The organism is Microbacterium sp. RU33B (assembly GCF_900155915.1).
Lineage (GTDB): Bacteria > Actinomycetota > Actinomycetes > Actinomycetales > Microbacteriaceae > Microbacterium.
This window is the reverse complement of sequence record NZ_FTPO01000001.1, coordinates 1,498,788-1,514,799: the sequence shown is the minus strand read 5'-3', so window position 1 is coordinate 1,514,799 and position 16,012 is coordinate 1,498,788. Positions and strand designations below refer to the sequence as shown.

Below are 16,012 nucleotides of genomic sequence, written 5' to 3'. Positions count from 1 at the left end.
TGTGACCACTCCCCTGACCTCCGCCCCCTCCTGGCGGGCGTGGCTCATCTGGGGCATCAGCGTCGCCGGCTACGTGCTGGCCATCACGAACCGCACCTCGCTCGCGGCGGTCGGCGTCGACGCGGCCGACCGGTTCATGGCCGACGCCTCGACCCTGTCGATGTTCGCCGTGCTGCAGCTGGGCGTCTACGGGGCCATGCAGATCCCGGTGGGGCTGCTTCTGGACCGCTACGGTGCCCGGCCGATCATCACGATCGGCATGGCGCTCATGGCCGTCGGGCAGCTCGCCATGGCCTTCTCCCCCAACGTCGGCATCGCGATCGCGGCGCGCATGATCCTCGGGGCGGGCGACGCGGCGGTGTTCCCGAGCGTCCTGCGACTCATCGCCACGTGGTTCCCCGCGCAGCGTGCGCCGGTCATGGTGCAGCTGACGGGCATCGTCGGGCAGTCGGGGCAGATCATCGCGATCGTGCCGCTGGCCGCCCTCCTGCATGCCACGTCGTGGTCGGTGGCCTTCGGCAGCGTTGCGGGGCTCGGCATCCTGTTCACGATCCTCGTGGCGCTCGTCGTGCGCAATCACCCACCCGATCGCGACGCGGATGTCTCGGTCGACACCGACACGGGATCCATCCGGGTCGTCACCTCGGCGGCCGACACGAGCGTCGGCATCCGCGCGGCCTGGGCGCATCCGGGCACGCGGCTCGCCTTCTGGTCGCACTTCACGACGCCCTTCGCGGGAACCGCCTTCGTCATGCTCTGGGGCATCCCTTTCCTCACGGCCGGCGAAGGCCGCACCCAGGCGGAGGCCGCGTCGATCATGCTGCTCTTCGTGGTCGCCGGAATGGTGCTCGGTCCGGTCGTCGGGGCGCTCTCCGGCCGCATCCCCCACCTGCGCTCACGCGCGCTCGTGCTGCCCACGGTCGCCGTGCAGGCCGTGGTGTGGCTCGTCGTGATCGCGTGGCCCGTGCCGGCGCCGCTGTGGCTGCTGATCGCCCTCGCGCTGGCTCTCGCCACGGGCGGCCCGGCGTCGATGGTCGCGTTCGACCACGCGCGGACGCACAACCCCCGTCACCGGCTCAGCACCGCGACCGGCATCACCAACTCGGGCGGATTCCTCGCGGGCCTGATCGCGATCTTCCTCGTCGGCATGTCGCTCGATCTGCAGGGGGCCGGGACCCCCGCCACGTACTCGCTCGAGGCGTTCCGGCTGGCGTTCCTCACGCAGGTGCCGCTGTGGGCGCTCGGCGCGATCTTCATCGTGATCGAGCGCCGGAGGACGCGGGTGCTGCTCGGGCTGCAGCCGCCCCGACGGCCGCGCGGACGCTGATCGCCTCGCGCACGACGAAGGTCCCGGCGCCATGGGGCGCCGGGACCTTCCGCGGTGACTCAGAGGGTCTGGTCGTCGGTGCGCGTGGTGCGGCGCGTGACCTGCTCGCCCGCGGAGGGGTCGACCTGCGTGGTCGTGACGACGTCCGAGCGACGACGACGCGCCAGCAGCACGAGCCCGATCAGCAGGATGACGGCTCCCGCGCCCATCAGGATGTAGCCGATGAGGTCGAGGTCCGCCCAGTCGACCTGGATGTCGAGCGCGAACGTCAGGATCGCTCCGACGACGATGAGGAAGATGCCGGTTCCGATGCTCATGCGAGTCTCCTTTCGGGCCGCCGCTTGTGGAGCGGACCCTCAGGCATCCTGCCAACCCTGACGATCTCGCGGCAGGGGTTGACAATCCGCGTGCGCACCGGGTCAGGCCGCCTGAATGCGCTCCAGCACCGCGGCGATGTCGTCGACGAACGCGTTGTAGCCCGCGATCGTGGCGGCGACCTGCTCGTCGGAGAAGTCCGCGCGGTCCTGGCTGATCGTGAGGCGCGTGCCGCCCTCGATCTCTTCGAGGTCGAACAGCACGGGAAGGCCGGCGTAGGCATCCGGGTCGTCGGTCAGCGTCATGGCGAGCCGCGCGGGCGGGTCGACCTCGACGTACTCGCCGGCCCAGTGGATGCGGTTGCCGTCGGGCAGCACCATCACCGCCCGGAAGGCGCCTCCCACGCGCACGTCCATCGACAGCGACTCCTGCGGAACTTCGACGGCGGCGGTGCCGAACCAGACGGCGAAGTGCTCGGGGAGCGTGAGGGCCTGGAACACCAGGGAGCGCGGAGCCGCCAGCTCGCGGGTGATCGTGAAGTAGTCAGCCATGGGTGTTCTCCTTGTCGGTGGCCTGTGGGGTGAGCTGCTGGAGGATGCCGAGATAGGCATCCAGTGCGTCGATGCTGTCTTTCCAGAACGCCGCGTAGTCGGAGATCCAGACGGATGCCTCCGCCAGTGGTCGCGCATCGAGCCGGGCGGGCCGGAACTGGCCCTCCCTCCCCCGGGTGACGAGCCCCGCGGTCTCGAGCACGCGCAGATGCTTCGACACGGCGGCGAGGGTCATCTCGAACGGCGCCGCGAGCTCCCCGACGGTGGCTTCGCCGTCCGCGAGTCGTGCCAGCAGCTCGCGGCGCGTGGGGTCGGCGAGAGCCGAGAACGTGCGGCTCAGCGTATCGGTCGGCATCGTCATCCCCCTTATTCAACCGATAGGTAGAATACCAAGTGGTTGAATACCTGTCAATACGTCGGCTCTCGGCGCTACCGTGATCTCATGCCGCGTGTCATCTTCCTCACCGCCGCGACTCTCGACGGCTTCCTCGCGACCGACGACGACTCGCTCGACTGGCTGTTCGCGACGCCGGGAGGAGAAGGGGGCGACGAGTCGTTCCAACGCTTCCTGGCCGGCATCGGCGTGCTCGTGCAGGGTTCCACGACCTATGAGTGGGTCCTGCGGCACGAGGAGCTCGTTGCGCATCCCGAGAGATGGCCGGAGTACTACGGCGACCGCCCGACCTTCGTGTTCACCTCCCGGTCGCTGCCCGAGGTGGCGGGCGCCGACATCCGGTTCGTCTCCGGCTCGGTGGCGGATGCCTGGGCCGACATCGTCGCAGCCGCAGGTGAGCGCGACGTCTGGGTCGTGGGAGGAGGAGACCTCGCGGGCCAGTTCGCCGATGCGGGGCTGCTCGACGAGGTCCGCGTCTCCATCGCCCCGGTGACCCTGGCCTCCGGCCGGCCATTGCTCCCCCGGGTGCTCGGATCCGATCGGCTGCGACTCGAGTCCGTCGGCCGCTCGGGCCAGTTCGCCGAACTCACCTATGCGGTGACGGCGCCGTGAGCGATCGCTGGCGAGGCGTCGTCGCGGCCCTCCTCAATCCCGAGCTCCGCGCCGCTCTGGCCGAGCTGCCCACGGCGCCGCTGACCGAGGCGCGGCGCACGCGCGCGTTCGCCCGCCTCGAAGAACTGGGTCTCGTGCGCCCAGACGGCGACGGATGGACGTTCGACGACACGGCGCTGCGCGCCGTCCTCGCCGAGGGCGCACCCGTGAAGCCGACCGGACCGGCACGATTCCTCGATCGCGACGGCCGTATCGACCGCTATCCCCTGAGCGCCGCGGATCGGCATCAGCTGCTCCTGTGGGTCGCCGACCAGGTACTCCCGATCGGAGAGGTGTGGAGCGAGCGCGACGTCAACGAGCGGCTCGAGCGGTTCGCGCCCGGAGGCGACGTCGCGGCGCTGCGTCGCTACCTCGTCGACGCGGGCCTCGTGGAACGCACCTCGACGGGCTCGGAGTACGCCCGCGTCGGCGCGTCAGACGACTGAGGGCTCGATCGTCGCCCAGACCGGATGCTTCGGATCGCGGTTGTCGCCCGACGACGTGCCCGTGAGTCGGCGGCGCACCCACGGCCCGACGTGCTCCCGGTAGTACGCGGCGCCCCGAGGGCTCGCGGCATCCGCCAGTGAGGGAAGCGACCACCATGCCGCGGGCGGCTCGTGGCCGAGCGCGTCGAGGACGCGCGCCGCGACGCGGTGGTGCCCGCGCGCGTTCATGTGGAGACGGTCGTCCGACCAGTAGCCGGGCGTGGAGAGCTCGCGGTCGGGCCAGTTGAGCGCGCGGATGACGTCGGGTCGGTCGGAGAGTCGCTGCACGACCCCGAGCGACAGCAGATCGCCGCGGCGTTGGATCATGCGCCCCATCGGCAGCTGCCCGGAGGGATTGGCCCCCGACAGCACGATGAGCTGCACGCCCTCCTCGTCGCATCGCTCCAGCACGCGCGAGAACGCGTCGACGACGTGCGAGAGCGATGTGCGGGGTCGCAGCATGTCGTTGCCGCCGCCGTTGAACGACAGGTGCGTGGGTTTCAAGGCCAGCGCGGGTTCGAGCTGCTGCTCCACGATCGGCCACACGAGCTTGCCGCGGATGGCGAGGTTCGCGTACTGGATCGGATCGCCCGAGGCATCCGCCCATCCCTCGGCGACCAGATCCGCCCAGCCGCGGACGCGGCCGTCGGGCAGCTCGTCGCCGACGCCCTCGGTGAACGAGTCGCCGATCGCGACGTAACGCACGGAAGCCATCCCACCAGCCTACGGCGGCTCGCGCTCAGCGGTCGTCGAGCGGGCGACCGCGCCGATCGACGAGACCCCACGTCGCGGCCGCCGCGACGGCGAAGAAGAGCGCGAACACCACGAACAGCAGCGGCGCTCCCCCGATGCCGAGCAGGAGAGGCACCGAGAGCGGCGCCACGATCGACGCGATCCGTCCGACCCCGGCGGCCCATCCCGATCCGGTGGCGCGCAGCGACGTCGGGTACAGCTCGGGCGTGACGGCGTACAGCGCACCCCAGGCGCCGAGGTTGAAGAACGACAGGGCCATGCCCGCCGCGATGATGGCCGCGACCTCCGTGGCGGTGCCGAAGAAGACGGCCGACACGGCGGAGCCGAGGAGGAAGACCGACAGCGTCAGGCGTCGTCCCCAGACCTCGATCAGCCAGGCCGCGACCGCGTATCCGGGCAGCTGGGCGAGCGTGATGATGAGCGTGAACTCGAACGACCGGACGAGGTCGAACCCCTGCTGAACCAGGATCGTCGGGATCCAGATGAAGGCGCCGTAGTAGGCGAAATTCACGCAGAACCAGACGAGCCAGAGGCTGAGCGTGCGGCGGCGGAACTCGCGCGACCACAGCGCGGAGAGGCGGTCGCCGGCGCTCACGGCCGCGGCGGGGACCTCGATGGGCCCGGTCGTGAGGCGGCGCTTCGCCTCGGCCGTGACGGAGGCCGAGGCCTCGAACCTGCGCACCACGGCGTCGGCTTCGTCGTGGCGACCGCGGCGCTCGAGCCAGCGTGCGGACTCGGGCAGGCCCCACCGCACGATGAGCGCGTAGACGGCCGGCACGGCGCCGATGGCGAAGGCCCAGCGCCATCCGTCGTCCGATCCGGGGAACACGAAGTACCCGATGAGGGCGGCCGCGGTCCACCCCACCGCCCAGAACGCCTCGAGGATCACGATGAGTCGCCCGCGCATCCGGGCGGGAGCGAACTCGCTGACGTACGTGGACGCGACGGGGAGCTCGGCGCCCAGGCCCAGTCCGACGAAGAAACGGAAGACGAGCAGCAGGGCGAGTCCGCCCACGAGGGCGCTCGCGCCCGTGGCGATGCCGTAGACGATGAGGGTGAGGGCGAAGATCTGGCGGCGGCCGAAGCGGTCGGCCAGGAGGCCCCCGAGGGTGGCCCCGATCGCCATCCCGACGAAGCCGATCGATGCGATCCACGCGGTCTCGCCCGGAGCGAGGTCCCACTGCACGGCGAGCGCGGCGATCACGAACGAGATCAGCCCGACGTCCATCGCATCCAGCGCCCACCCGATGCCGGAGCCGGTCAGGACGCGCAGGTGCTGCCGCGTGAAGGGCAGCCGGTCGAGCCGCTCCGCCGTCGACGAGGGAGCGGCCGTGGTCGAGGCATCCGTCATGGCTTCATCGTAGGGATGCCGCGACCCGGCGCGGTGCGCGGCGAGGTCAGAGGATCGGGGAAGGGGCGCTGACGGATGCCGAGCGGGACCAGAGCCGTGTCCACCACAGGAGCAGCGCGGCTCCCGCTGCGCCGGCGAAGAGCCAGAAGACGACCGCGCCCATGAGCGGCGTCAGGAAGAAGCCCGTGAGCAGGGCGATCACCGCGCCGATCACGACCGCGACCAGGGTGGACGCCATGGCGGCGGCCGCACGCCCCGGCGTGGTGCGGAACACGGCGAACCCGCGCCAGGCGTCGTACCGGCCGGATGCGGCCGCCGGGAGCACCACGCACGCCGCCACGGCGACGAGGATCGGCAGCGGGGGCCAGACGAGCGCGGCGGCGACCAGGAGAACCAGCAGGATGCCGGCCCACGCGGCCACAGGCTGCCACGAGGGCGACACCTCGGGAGTCGTGATCGTCGTCGTCGCAACGGTCGCGATCACGACCTCCCCGAAGAGCAGGAGCGCCGACAGAAGGGCGAGGAGCACCCGCGCCGTCGTGTCGGCCGGCGCCGATCCGGCCACCGAGGTCATGGTCTGCGTGATCGCGCCGAACACGATCACCGCACCGAGCAGAATCCATGCGAACAGCCGCGACATCAGCCGCCCATCGCCTTCTCGAGCGCGGCGTGGAGCGACCCCTCGTAGACGGAGGTGTCACCGGTCGTCACCGTCAATGTGTCGGGATCGGAGCCCGGCGAGGCGACGGTGATCGTGTCGCCGTCCACCGTCGAGCCCGCGCACGTCACCGTCGCGTCCGCCGCCTCCGTGCACACGGGAGCCTCGAGGATCTGGATGTCGGCGTCGACCAGAACATCGATTCCGGCGAAGCGCACCTCGGCGAGGCGATCTCCGCCGACAGGGGCGATGGCGGCGATCTGGGAGCAGCCGGTGAGCGACAGTGCGACCAGGAGCACGATGCCGGTCGTCGATGTCCGTCGTGTCATGAGCGCGACCGCCGCTCGTGGGCGAGCACCCGTGCCGTCTCGACGATGCGCTGTGCTTCGAGGGAGGCGTCCGTGATCGCAGCGAGGTCGAACGGGGCGCGCAGCAGGAGCTCGGTGTTGCGATCCAGCGGCGACCCGCGACGCATCGAGGGCGATTCCGCCCAGTCGTTCGCGGCGAGCTCCCGTGCGCGTGCCGCGAGGTCGATGGACGAACCCGACGAGCCCGGTACCGCGGGCGACGCGTGGTCGAGGACGGTCGTGAAGATCGACAGCGAGCCGTCGCGATTGTCGACGATCTCCACGACCTGCTGCTGTTGGGGGAAGTCGATGCACGATGCCGTGGTGATCTCCCAGAAGCCCCCCGTGGGCGATGTGTGGGCCAGGATCTGGTTGAGGTGGGTGTGCCCGTTGAGCCAGGCGATGGCAACGGGGTACTCCAGGAGCAGATCGATCATCTCTTCCGCATGGTGCAGCACCACGTCCTCGCCGGGCCGCTGGGCTTTATTCTCCAGGGTGAGGCTGTTGTGGTGGCTGAGCACGAGGACGAGCGTGTTCTCGCTCTGCGCGCGGGCGAGTTCGGCGCGCAGCCATTGGAACTGGTCGTCGGGGACTGCGCCGTCGGGCCCGGCCACGGCATTGCACGTGTCCAGGCCCAGCGCGCGCACGTGCGGGCTCAGCTCGGCCCGCCACCAGGTCTCGCCGGTCTCGAGATTGCGTGACGTGAAGCCGTGCCCCACCGGCCCGGGTTCGGGCTCCGTGCGGAAGTGCTCCGCCATGAACTCGCGGTTCTCGAACAGTCGCCTCTCGGGGTTCGCGGTGACGTCGGCGAACCCCGGTCTCCCGAGGCCGAGCGCCTGACCGAGCATGTCCAGTCCCTGCGTGAGCGCGCTCCCCTGAGACGCGTACCCGCCCAGGATCGCTGTCGCCGTGGCCTGCAGCTGGTACGACTTCCGCGCTCCGACCGCCAATGCGTGCAGCTGCGGTGTGAGGCCGAATGTGCCGAGAAGAAGCGTGTCGTGGTTGCCGTAGACCGCGTACCACGGGCTCGGGAGGCCCGGCGAGGTGATCGGCTGGGCGATCGCCTGCGCGAGGAGGTCGGGAAGTCGCGGGAATCCGTACTCGCCGAACGAACCGCCGGCGGGATCGCCGGGTCGATACGCCCACTCGGCCTCCGACCAGGCCTGGACTCCCTGGTACCGAGAGCCGGACGTGGCCGGATCGATGCTCTTGCCGTCCATCAGGTCGATGTACCAGCGGAGCTCGAGGTGGGAGTGCATGTCGGCGCTGTCGCCGGTGACGACGGCGGCTCCCAGCGGTGCGCCCGTCACGGCGCTGTAGCGGGCATCCGAGAAGGCGCGCACCATGGCTGCGGTCGTGTGCGGGCTGAGGGGATCGTGCGGGTGGAAGGCCGATCCCCACGCCGCGTGATCCTGCTCGATCATCGGTTCGATCCGGCCGGGCGACTGCGCGTCGATGACGTGGAGATCGGAGAGGTGGCCGAGGTACAGGATCGATCGCCGACGCTGCACCCGTGTCGGGTCGGCGGCTGCACGCAGCACGTCGAGGCGGGGGATGTGCGGCTCCCCGGGTCCGGCCCGCAGCGTGCGGTACTGGCGTGACAGGACCGGTCCGTGCAGGATCGTCTGGTCGAGGGTTGTCGGAGCCGTAGCGCCGGTGACGTTCGGTCGAACCGACAGGTCCGACAGGGGGGCGACGCGAGGTCGCAGGAGGTCGACGTCGAGCCCGAGGGCCAGTGCGGCGATCGCGGTTCTGCCGAGGAACGCGCGTCTCGAGAGTCCCCCCATCGGTGCCCTTCTCGCTCAGATCATCGACGTACCGATCATCTTGGCAGAACCGGTCGACGCAGTCGTCACTTCGCGAGCAGGTCGCGCACGATCGGCGCCACCTTCGTGCCGTAGAGCTCGATCGAGCGCATCATGTGGGCGTGCGAGAGGGTGCCGGTCGAGAACTTCATGTCGAAGCGCTGGAGCCCGAGCGTGCGCGCGGTGTCGGCGATCTTGCGGGCCACGGTCTCGGGCGAGCCCACGTAGAGGGCGCCCTCGGGGCCGACGTCGTGCTGGAACCTCATGCGGCTGTAGGCGGGCCACCCGCGCTCGCGGCCGATCGTGTCGTTCATCGCCTTGAACCCCTCGTAGGCCTCTTCCCACGCCTGCTGGTCGGTGTCGGCGATGTGACCGGGCGAATGCACGCCCACGGGCAGCTGCGGTTCGCCGAAGGAATCGAGCGAGCGGTGGTATAGGTCGACGAAGGGGCGGAACCGGTGCGACGGACCGCCGATGATCGCGAGCATGAGCCCGTACCCGTAGCGGGCGGCCCGAACTACCGACTCGGGGCTGCCGCCGACACCGACCCATGTGGGAATGCCGCCCTCGGTCTTCGGGAACACGTCGGCTTTCACGAGCGGAGCGCGCAGCGTCCCCTGCCAGGTGACGGGCTTTTCGAGCCGCAGTCGGGAGAAGAGGTCGAGCTTCTCCTCGAACAGGGTCTCGTAGTCGCTGAGCTCGTACCCGAACAGGGGGAACGATTCGATGAACGAGCCGCGGCCCAGGATCACCTCGGCCCGCCCGTGCGAGATCGCGGCGAGGGTCGCGAACCGCTCGTAGACGCGGACGGGGTCATCGCTGGAGAGCACCGTCACCGCCGTGCCGAGATGGATGTTCTTCGTGCGAGCCGCCGCGGCGGCGAGGACGATCTCGGGACTGGAGATCGCGAACTCGGGGCGGTGATGCTCCCCCACTCCGAAGAAGGCCAGCCCGACCTCGTCGGCGAGAACCGCCTGATCGACGACGTCGCGGATGGTCTGCGCGTCGCTGAGGAGTTCGCCGTCGGCGTTGCGCGTGACATCGCCGAAGGTGTCGAGGCCGAGCTCAAGTTCATTCATGTGCATGCAAACCCGACCCGGCCCCGACCTATTCCCTCAGTGTCGTCAGCGCGTGAACGCCCAGCGGAGGGTGTCGAGACCGACACCGCCCATGTCGAGCGCGCGCTTGTGGAACGCCTTGATGCTGAAGGCGTCGCCTTCGCGCTCCTGCACGTCGTCGCGCAGCTGCTCCCAGATGCGCTGACCGACCTTGTACGAGGGGGCCTGTCCGGGCCAGCCCAGGTACCGGTTCACCTCGAAGTTCACGAACTCGTCGGGCATGTTGACGTTGCGGCGCATGAAGTCCAGCGCGTAGGCGTGATCCCACGTGCCTTCGCCGTCCAGGCGCGGCTTCTTCAGGTGCACGCCGATGTCGAGCACGACGCGCGCCGCGCGCATGCGCTGGCCGTCGAGCATCCCGAGGCGATCGGCCGGGTCGTCCAGGTATCCGAGCTGCTCCATGAGCCGCTCCGCGTAGAGGGCCCACCCCTCGGCGTGACCCGACGAGCCCGCCAGGAGCCTGCGCCAGGAGTTCAACTCGGCGCGGTTGTAGACCGCCTGCGCGATCTGGAGGTGGTGTCCGGGAACGCCCTCGTGGTACACGGTGGTGAGCTCGCGCCACGTGTCGAACGACTCCACGCCCTCCGGCACCGACCACCACATGCGGCCGGGACGCGAGAAGTCGTCGGTCGGACCGGTGTAGTAGATCCCGCCCTCCTTGGTGGGTGCGATCATGCACTCGAGGCGACGGATCGGCTCGGGGATGTCGAAGTGCGTCCGCCCGAGCTCGGCCACCGCCTTGTCGCTCGTCTCCTGCATCCACTTCTGCAGGGCATCCGTGCCGTACAGCTTGCGGCTGGTGTCCTCCTCGAGGAACGCCACCGCCTCTTCGACCGTGGCACCCTCCTTGATCTCGTTCGCGATCGACTCCTGCTCGGCGACCATGCGGGCGAGCTCCTGGACCCCCCAGTCGTACGTCTCGTCGAGATCGATCTCGGCACCGAGGAAGCGGCGCGACTGGAGGGCGTAGTACTCGCGCCCGACGGCGTCCTCCTCGCTCGCGGCGGGGGCGAGCTCCGAGGTGAGGAACGCCGCGAGTCCGTCGTACGCGACCCGCGCGGCGTTGGCGTTGTCCTCGAGCTCGCGGGCGACGGATGCCGGCAGCTGCCCCTCCGCGGGGGCGGCGTTGCTCACGAACTCGGCGAAGAACCCGGTGTCGGCCGTGTAGCGGGCGATCTGCGTGGCGACCTCGATGACCTGGCGACGGGCGGGGACGATGCCCTCGGCGATGCCGGCACGGAGGGTCTCGACGTACCCGGCGATCGCCCCGGGAAGAGCGCCGAGACGCGTGGCGACGACGGCCCAGTCCTCGGCGGTGTCCTTCGGCATGATGTCGTACACCGCGCGCAGGTCCTGCGCAGGCGAGGCGATCACGTTGACATCGCGCAGATGCCACTTGGCGTCGTACAGGTCGAGGTCGAGTCGCAGCTCGCCCACCAGGTCCTGCTGGGTGACTTCGTCGATGAAGTCCTCCGGCGTCGCGGCTTCGAGCTCGGCCAGAGTGGCCCGGGCGGCTGCGGCGAGGGCGTCGTGTCCTGCCGGGGAGTAGTCGCCGTAGCGGTCGTTGAACTCGCTGCGTCCGATGTAGGTCGCAAGGCTCGGGTGGAGCTCGGCGAGAGTGTCCACCCAGGCATCCGCGATCCTGTCGATCTGCGTCGGGGTGCGTTCTGCGTCAGTCATGGCTTCGAGCCTAGGGACCGCCCACGGTGCCGTACGGCCCGTTCCCCGGCTGGTTCGCTCAGAGCGAACGCCCGACGGGCTGCTCGACCGACGTCGTCAGTGGCCCGCTTCGTTCCAGTCGGCGCCTCGGCCGATCTGCACATCGAGCGGCACCGTGAGCGACACGGCGTCTCCCATGCGGGCCCGCACGATCCGCTCCGCGGCATCCCACTCCCCCGGCGCCACCTCGACGACGAGCTCGTCGTGGATCTGCATCAGCACGCGCGACCCCAGCTGCTGGGTGCGGAACTCGTCGTGGATGCGGAACAGCGCGACCTTCATGATGTCGGCGGCACTGCCCTGGATCGGGGCGTTCAGGGCTGCGCGCTCGGCGTTCTCCCGCAGAACCCGGTTGGGGCTGGCCAGATCGGGGAACGGTCGGCGCCGACCCATGATGGTCTCGGTGTAGCCGTCGATACGAGCCTGCTCGACCGAAGAGCGCAGGTAGTCGCGCACGGCGCCGAACCGCGCGAAGTACTCCATCATGAGCTGCTTCGCCTCGGACTGATCGATGCGCAGCTGCTTGGACAGGCCGAACGCCGAGAGCCCGTAGACGAGGCCGTACGACATGGCCTTGACCTTCGTGCGCATCTGCGCGTCGACGTCGGCCGGCTCGACGCCGAACACCCGTGCGCCCACGAAGCGGTGGGTGTCTTCGCCGGAGTTGAAGGCCTCGATGAGCCCCGGGTCTTCCGAGAGGTGCGCCATGATGCGCATCTCGATCTGGGAGTAGTCGGCCGTCAGCAGCGTCTCGTAGCCCGCGCCGACTTCGAAAGCCGCGCGGATGCGTCGGCTCTCCTCGGTGCGGACGGGGATGTTCTGAAGGTTGGGGTCGGTGCTCGACAGTCGTCCGGTCTGGCTGCCGGTCTGCACGTACGTCGTGCGGATGCGCCCGTCGGCGCCGATCGCGGTGTCGAGGGACTCGATGATCTGGCGGAGCTTGGTGGCTTCGCGGTGCTGGAGCAGGATATCCAGGAACGGATGCGGCGCCTGCTCCTGCAGGTCGGCGAGCACGGCGGCATCCGTCGAGTACCCCGTCTTCGTCTTGCGCGTCTTGGGGAGCTGCAGCTCTTCGAACAGCACCTCCTGCAGCTGCTTCGGAGAGCCGAGGTTCACTTCGCGGCCGATCGCGGCATAGGCCTGCTGTGCGATCGTCTCGGCCCGCGCACCCAGCTCGCCGGAGAAGCCCGACAGCTTCTCGTGCGAGACGGCGACGCCGGCGATCTCCATGTCGGCGAGGGCGAGCAGCGTCGGCAGCTCGATGTCGGTGAGCACCGCCGTGACGCTCTCGGGCATCTCGGCGCGGAGCGCCTCCGTCACGCGCAGGGTGTACCACGACAGCTGGCCCGGTGTGGCGCCCTCGGTCTCGGGCACGAGCTGGGTCGGGTCGGCCTCGGGGAGCTTCTCGTCGAGATAGCGGTCGACGAGGTGCGCGAGCGTCTTGTCGGGGAAGCTCGGGCGCAGGAGCCACCCGGCCACGATCGTGTCGAAGGAGAGGCCGCCGAGGCGCAGCCCCGCGCGGCGCAGCGCCTTGACCTGCAGTTTGGCGTCGCTGAAGATCTTCGGTGCCTCGGAGGCCAGCCACGGGGCGAGCGCAGATGCGGCCTCGTCGCTCCACGTCGATTCCACGGCGGAATCGCCCGTCGCGAATCCGATCCGATGCGGGAGACCGCCTTCGATGGCGATCGTGACGCCGACCTCGCCCTCGGACGCGTCGAGCCACTCGACGAGGGCTGCAGGCGCGAGATCCTTCGCCGCCGGCGCGGCAACGGCCGCCGCCGATGTGACGGCCGCCATCTGCTGCTCGATGCCGGCGAGCTCGGCGACCCGAGGGATGAGGGTCTTGAACTCGAGGCGGGCGAAGATGTCGCGCACGGCCTGGGCGTCGATGGGCTGCACCTCGAGATCGGCGGGGCCCTGGGGCAGCTCGACGTCGGTCAGCAGACGGTTGAGGGTGCGGTTGCGGCGCACGTCGTCGAGATGCTCGCGCAGGTTGTTGCCGACGACGCCCGTGACCTTGTCGGCGTTCTCGAGCAGGTCGTCGAGGGTACCGAACTGGGTGAGCCACTTGACGGCGGTCTTCTCCCCCACCTTCGGGACGCCCGGCAGATTGTCGCTCGTCTCGCCGACGAGGGCCGCGATGTCGGGATACTGCTCGGGCGGCACGCCGTAGCGCTCGATGACGGCCTCGCGGTCGTATCGCTTGAGCTGCGACACGCCCTGCACGTTCGGGTACAGCAGGGTGACGTCGTCGTTCACGAGCTGGATCGTGTCGCGGTCTCCGGAGCACACGAGCACCTGGAAGCCCTGTTCCGCCCCCTGCGTCGCGAGGGTGGCGAGGATGTCGTCGGCCTCGAAATCCTCCTTCGCGAGCACGGTGATGCTCATCGCCGCGAGGCACTCCTGCAGCAGCGGGATCTGCCCCTTGAACTCGGACGGGCTCTCGGAGCGGTTGGCCTTGTACTCGGCGTATTCGCGCGTGCGGAAGGACTGACGCGACGTGTCGAAGGCGACGGCCAGATGCGTCGGCTTCTCGGCCTTGATCAGGTTGATGAGCATCGACAGGAACCCGTAGATCCCGTTCGTGTGCTGACCGTCTTTCGTCGTGAAGTTGTCGACGGGGAGGGCGAAGAACGCACGGTAGGCCAGCGAATGGCCGTCCACGACGAGAAGGGTAGGCTTTGCGGAGTCCGTCACCCTCCCAGCGTAGTCAGGGGTTCGGACGCTCCCGACGACAGGCATCCCGAAGGCGAGACATGACCGACACCGCCCCCGCAGACGTCACCGGCATGGAGTGGGCCACCCGCCGCGGCATGGGTTCCCTCGCCGAGAAGATGGGTATGGAGTTCACCGAGTTCACGGTCGATCGCTGCGTCGCGACGATGCCCGTCGAGGGCAACACGCAGCCGGTCGGGCTCCTCCACGGGGGCGCCTACGTCGTGCTGGGAGAGTCGCTCGGCTCGATGGCGGCGAACCTCCACGCCGGTCCCGGTCGGCTTGCGGTCGGAGTCGACATCAACGCCACGCATACGCGCTCGGCGACCAGCGGCATCGTGACCGGTGTCTGCACCCCGATCCACCTCGGGCGCTCGATGACCGTGCACGAGATCGTCGTGACCGACGATCAGGGCAGGCGCTGCTCGACCGTGCGGATCACCAACATGATCCGCGATCTTCCGCAGGAATGACGAACGGGATGCCGCAGCATCCCGTTCCTCGACGTCGAGCGTGAAGCGCGCTCAGTCCTTCTTGGGCGCGAGCTGCTCGATGATCGCCTTCGCGACATCCTGCATCGTCAGTCGGCGATCCATCGAGGCCTTCTGGATCCAGCGGAAGGCCTCGGGCTCGGACAGGCCCATCTTCTCGTTGAGGAGGCCCTTCGCCCGGTCGACGAGCTTGCGGGTCTCGAAGCGCTCGACCATGTCGGCGACCTCGGCCTCGAGCGTGATGATCTGCTCGTAGCGGGCCAGGGCGATCTCGATCGCGGGCAGGAGGTCGTTCGGGGTGAACGGCTTGACGACGTACGCGAGTGCGCCGGCCTCGCTCGCACGCTCGACGAGCTCCTTCTGGCTGAAGGCGGTCAGCAGCACGACGGGCGCGATGTGGTTCTTGCTGAGCCGCTCCGCGGCCGAGATGCCGTCGAGCTGAGGCATCTTGACGTCCATGATGACCAGGTCGGGACGCAGCTCGGTGGCCAGCTGCACCGCGGTCTCTCCGTCGCCCGCTTCGCCGACGACGTCGAAGCCGTTGTCGCGGAGGATCTCGACGATGTCGAGACGGATGAGGGACTCGTCCTCTGCGACGACCACGCGACGCGGTGCGGATGCCGTAGGCACGGTGGGCTCGATGGGCTCAGTCACCTTTGAATCCTACGGTATGGCCGACGCCGCGGTGCAGGCGCCCCGCCCCGGGGCCGCGTTCGGAGACGCCGACCCTGCGGTATCGTCGGAGCCGACGTGCGGGAGCCTGCTCCCGGCGCGCCGGTGTGGCGGAATGGCAGACGCGACCGACTCAAACTCGGTTGCCCGAAAGGGCGTGTGGGTTCGACTCCCACCACCGGCACGTGCGCCGCCGACCGATCGGCCGACGGCCGCGGCTCAGGCCCCGAAGAACTGGTTCCCGAGGGCCTTGCTCTTGAGGGCGTCGAACTCGCCCTGTGAGATCGTGCCCGCGTCCAGGAGCGCCTGGGCCCGCGCGATGTCGTCGGACGGGCTCGCGGACGCCCGCGGTCGATAGGAGTCGTTCTCGGGCGCGGAGCGCACCCGCGAGGAGTTGGCCCGTGCCGCCATCCCGCTCCCCCGCGCGATCACGTACACGAGCGCCGTGAGGAACGGCACGAAGACGAGCGCGATGATCCACAGCGCCTTGCCCCAGCCGTTCATGGCGTCGTCGCGGAACAGGTCGATGATGACGAACACCACGACGAAGAAGTACGAGATCACGTACACCATCGTCAGCAGCAGCAGGAAGAAGTCCCAGAAGACCATGACGCACCTCCGCGCGGAAACAGAACGGTCGCGCTCAGCCTACTGAGCGCG

17 protein-coding genes and 1 tRNA gene are annotated in these 16,012 nt (G+C 69.5%); 5 read left to right on the top strand and 13 right to left on the bottom strand.

Annotation, left to right across the window (positions count from 1 at the left end; genetic code table 11):
- Nucleotide 1: 1 nt before the first annotated feature.
- Nucleotides 2-1,327 carry an MFS transporter gene (locus tag B0B14_RS07375; protein ID WP_076680781.1) on the top strand — a complete coding sequence of 442 codons (1,326 nt, stop codon included), beginning with the start codon at nucleotides 2-4 and terminating at the stop codon, nucleotides 1,325-1,327.
- 59 nt (nucleotides 1,328-1,386) lie between these two features.
- Here B0B14_RS07375 and B0B14_RS07370 read toward each other — a convergent pair whose 3' ends face one another.
- The 3 genes from B0B14_RS07370 to B0B14_RS07360 all read right to left on the bottom strand — a co-directional run bounded on the left by B0B14_RS07370 (nucleotide 1,387) and on the right by B0B14_RS07360 (nucleotide 2,554).
- Nucleotides 1,387-1,644 carry a DUF6458 family protein gene (locus B0B14_RS07370; RefSeq protein WP_076680780.1) on the bottom strand — a complete coding sequence of 86 codons (258 nt, stop codon included), beginning with the start codon at nucleotides 1,642-1,644 and terminating at the stop codon, nucleotides 1,387-1,389.
- Between the two features lie 102 nt (nucleotides 1,645-1,746).
- Nucleotides 1,747-2,193: an SRPBCC family protein gene (locus tag B0B14_RS07365; RefSeq protein WP_076680779.1), complete on the bottom strand. Its 447-nt coding sequence runs from the start codon at nucleotides 2,191-2,193 to the stop codon at nucleotides 1,747-1,749.
- Nucleotides 2,186-2,554 carry an ArsR/SmtB family transcription factor gene (locus tag B0B14_RS07360; protein WP_306169499.1) on the bottom strand — a complete coding sequence of 123 codons (369 nt, stop codon included), beginning with the start codon at nucleotides 2,552-2,554 and terminating at the stop codon, nucleotides 2,186-2,188. Before B0B14_RS07360 ends, B0B14_RS07365 begins: the two co-directional genes overlap by 8 nt.
- 81 nt (nucleotides 2,555-2,635) lie before the next feature.
- On the opposite strand from B0B14_RS07360, the gene B0B14_RS07355 reads away from it, so the two are divergent.
- Both B0B14_RS07355 and B0B14_RS07350 read left to right on the top strand, forming a co-directional pair.
- Nucleotides 2,636-3,199, top strand: a complete 564-nt coding sequence (locus tag B0B14_RS07355) for a dihydrofolate reductase family protein (RefSeq protein ID WP_076680778.1) — start codon at nucleotides 2,636-2,638, stop codon at nucleotides 3,197-3,199.
- Complete coding sequence (locus B0B14_RS07350) at nucleotides 3,196-3,684, top strand: DUF2087 domain-containing protein (RefSeq protein WP_076680777.1); 489 nt, start codon at nucleotides 3,196-3,198, stop codon at nucleotides 3,682-3,684. Before B0B14_RS07355 ends, B0B14_RS07350 begins: the two co-directional genes overlap by 4 nt.
- Here the strand turns inward: B0B14_RS07350 and B0B14_RS07345 are convergent.
- From B0B14_RS07345 to polA, 8 genes are all read right to left on the bottom strand, one after another.
- Nucleotides 3,673-4,437 carry an SGNH/GDSL hydrolase family protein gene (locus B0B14_RS07345; RefSeq protein ID WP_179085275.1) on the bottom strand — a complete coding sequence of 255 codons (765 nt, stop codon included), beginning with the start codon at nucleotides 4,435-4,437 and terminating at the stop codon, nucleotides 3,673-3,675. The two genes, B0B14_RS07350 and B0B14_RS07345, sit on opposite strands and share 12 nt — an antisense overlap.
- A 25-nt stretch (nucleotides 4,438-4,462) precedes the next feature.
- Nucleotides 4,463-5,827: an MFS transporter gene (locus tag B0B14_RS07340; RefSeq protein ID WP_076680776.1), complete on the bottom strand. Its 1,365-nt coding sequence runs from the start codon at nucleotides 5,825-5,827 to the stop codon at nucleotides 4,463-4,465.
- A 46-nt stretch (nucleotides 5,828-5,873) separates the two neighbouring features.
- A complete protein-coding gene (locus B0B14_RS07335; protein ID WP_076680775.1) occupies nucleotides 5,874-6,467 on the bottom strand; it encodes a hypothetical protein in 594 nt (197 codons plus the stop codon).
- Entirely contained in the window at nucleotides 6,467-6,814 is a 348-nt protein-coding gene (locus B0B14_RS07330; protein ID WP_076680774.1) for a hypothetical protein, read from the bottom strand. The genes B0B14_RS07335 and B0B14_RS07330 overlap by 1 nt, the downstream gene beginning before the upstream one ends.
- Entirely contained in the window at nucleotides 6,811-8,619 is a 1,809-nt protein-coding gene (locus B0B14_RS07325) for a TIGR03767 family metallophosphoesterase (protein ID WP_076680773.1), read from the bottom strand. Before B0B14_RS07325 ends, B0B14_RS07330 begins: the two co-directional genes overlap by 4 nt.
- A 65-nt stretch (nucleotides 8,620-8,684) precedes the next feature.
- Nucleotides 8,685-9,716, bottom strand: a complete 1,032-nt coding sequence (locus B0B14_RS07320) for an LLM class flavin-dependent oxidoreductase (protein WP_076680772.1) — start codon at nucleotides 9,714-9,716, stop codon at nucleotides 8,685-8,687.
- Nucleotides 9,717-9,761: 45 nt separating this feature from the next.
- On the bottom strand, nucleotides 9,762-11,435 hold the full coding sequence (locus B0B14_RS07315; protein WP_076680771.1) for a DUF885 domain-containing protein: 1,674 nt from the start codon (nucleotides 11,433-11,435) through the stop codon (nucleotides 9,762-9,764).
- Between the two features lie 96 nt (nucleotides 11,436-11,531).
- A complete protein-coding gene (polA, locus tag B0B14_RS07310; RefSeq protein WP_076680770.1) occupies nucleotides 11,532-14,171 on the bottom strand; it encodes a DNA polymerase I in 2,640 nt (879 codons plus the stop codon).
- A gap of 59 nt (nucleotides 14,172-14,230) precedes the next feature.
- Here polA and B0B14_RS07305 point away from each other — a divergent pair, with 59 nt between their 5' ends.
- Nucleotides 14,231-14,662, top strand: a complete 432-nt coding sequence (locus B0B14_RS07305; RefSeq protein ID WP_076680769.1) for a hotdog fold thioesterase — start codon at nucleotides 14,231-14,233, stop codon at nucleotides 14,660-14,662.
- A gap of 51 nt (nucleotides 14,663-14,713) precedes the next feature.
- Here B0B14_RS07305 and B0B14_RS07300 read toward each other — a convergent pair whose 3' ends face one another.
- Nucleotides 14,714-15,334 (bottom strand): ANTAR domain-containing response regulator, encoded by a 621-nt coding sequence (locus B0B14_RS07300; protein WP_076680768.1) that lies wholly within the window; start codon nucleotides 15,332-15,334, stop codon nucleotides 14,714-14,716.
- 119 nt (nucleotides 15,335-15,453) lie between these two features.
- Here B0B14_RS07300 and B0B14_RS07295 point away from each other — a divergent pair.
- A tRNA-Leu gene (locus B0B14_RS07295) sits at nucleotides 15,454-15,536 on the top strand.
- A 35-nt stretch (nucleotides 15,537-15,571) separates the two neighbouring features.
- Here B0B14_RS07295 and B0B14_RS07290 read toward each other — a convergent pair.
- Nucleotides 15,572-15,961, bottom strand: coding sequence for a PLDc N-terminal domain-containing protein (locus B0B14_RS07290; RefSeq protein ID WP_076680767.1), 390 nt, complete (start codon nucleotides 15,959-15,961; stop codon nucleotides 15,572-15,574).
- Nucleotides 15,962-16,012: the final 51 nt, after the last annotated feature.

What these genes read in the sequence shown, in the direction of transcription:
- B0B14_RS07370 (WP_076680780.1), bottom strand. Translation starts at nt 1,644, where the DNA reads ATGAGCATCGGAACCGGCATCTTCCTCATCGTCGTCGGAGCGATCCTG.
- B0B14_RS07365 (WP_076680779.1), bottom strand. Translation starts at nt 2,193, where the DNA reads ATGGCTGACTACTTCACGATCACCCGCGAGCTGGCGGCTCCGCGCTCC.
- B0B14_RS07360 (WP_306169499.1), bottom strand. Translation starts at nt 2,554, where the DNA reads ATGACGATGCCGACCGATACGCTGAGCCGCACGTTCTCGGCTCTCGCC.
- B0B14_RS07355 (WP_076680778.1), top strand. Translation starts at nt 2,636, where the DNA reads ATGCCGCGTGTCATCTTCCTCACCGCCGCGACTCTCGACGGCTTCCTC.
- B0B14_RS07345 (WP_179085275.1), bottom strand. Translation starts at nt 4,437, where the DNA reads ATGGCTTCCGTGCGTTACGTCGCGATCGGCGACTCGTTCACCGAGGGC.
- B0B14_RS07340 (WP_076680776.1), bottom strand. Translation starts at nt 5,827, where the DNA reads ATGACGGATGCCTCGACCACGGCCGCTCCCTCGTCGACGGCGGAGCGG.
- B0B14_RS07335 (WP_076680775.1), bottom strand. Translation starts at nt 6,467, where the DNA reads ATGTCGCGGCTGTTCGCATGGATTCTGCTCGGTGCGGTGATCGTGTTC.
- B0B14_RS07330 (WP_076680774.1), bottom strand. Translation starts at nt 6,814, where the DNA reads ATGACACGACGGACATCGACGACCGGCATCGTGCTCCTGGTCGCACTG.
- B0B14_RS07325 (WP_076680773.1), bottom strand. Translation starts at nt 8,619, where the DNA reads ATGGGGGGACTCTCGAGACGCGCGTTCCTCGGCAGAACCGCGATCGCC.
- B0B14_RS07320 (WP_076680772.1), bottom strand. Translation starts at nt 9,716, where the DNA reads ATGAATGAACTTGAGCTCGGCCTCGACACCTTCGGCGATGTCACGCGC.
- B0B14_RS07315 (WP_076680771.1), bottom strand. Translation starts at nt 11,435, where the DNA reads ATGACTGACGCAGAACGCACCCCGACGCAGATCGACAGGATCGCGGAT.
- B0B14_RS07305 (WP_076680769.1), top strand. Translation starts at nt 14,231, where the DNA reads ATGACCGACACCGCCCCCGCAGACGTCACCGGCATGGAGTGGGCCACC.
- B0B14_RS07290 (WP_076680767.1), bottom strand. Translation starts at nt 15,961, where the DNA reads ATGGTCTTCTGGGACTTCTTCCTGCTGCTGCTGACGATGGTGTACGTG.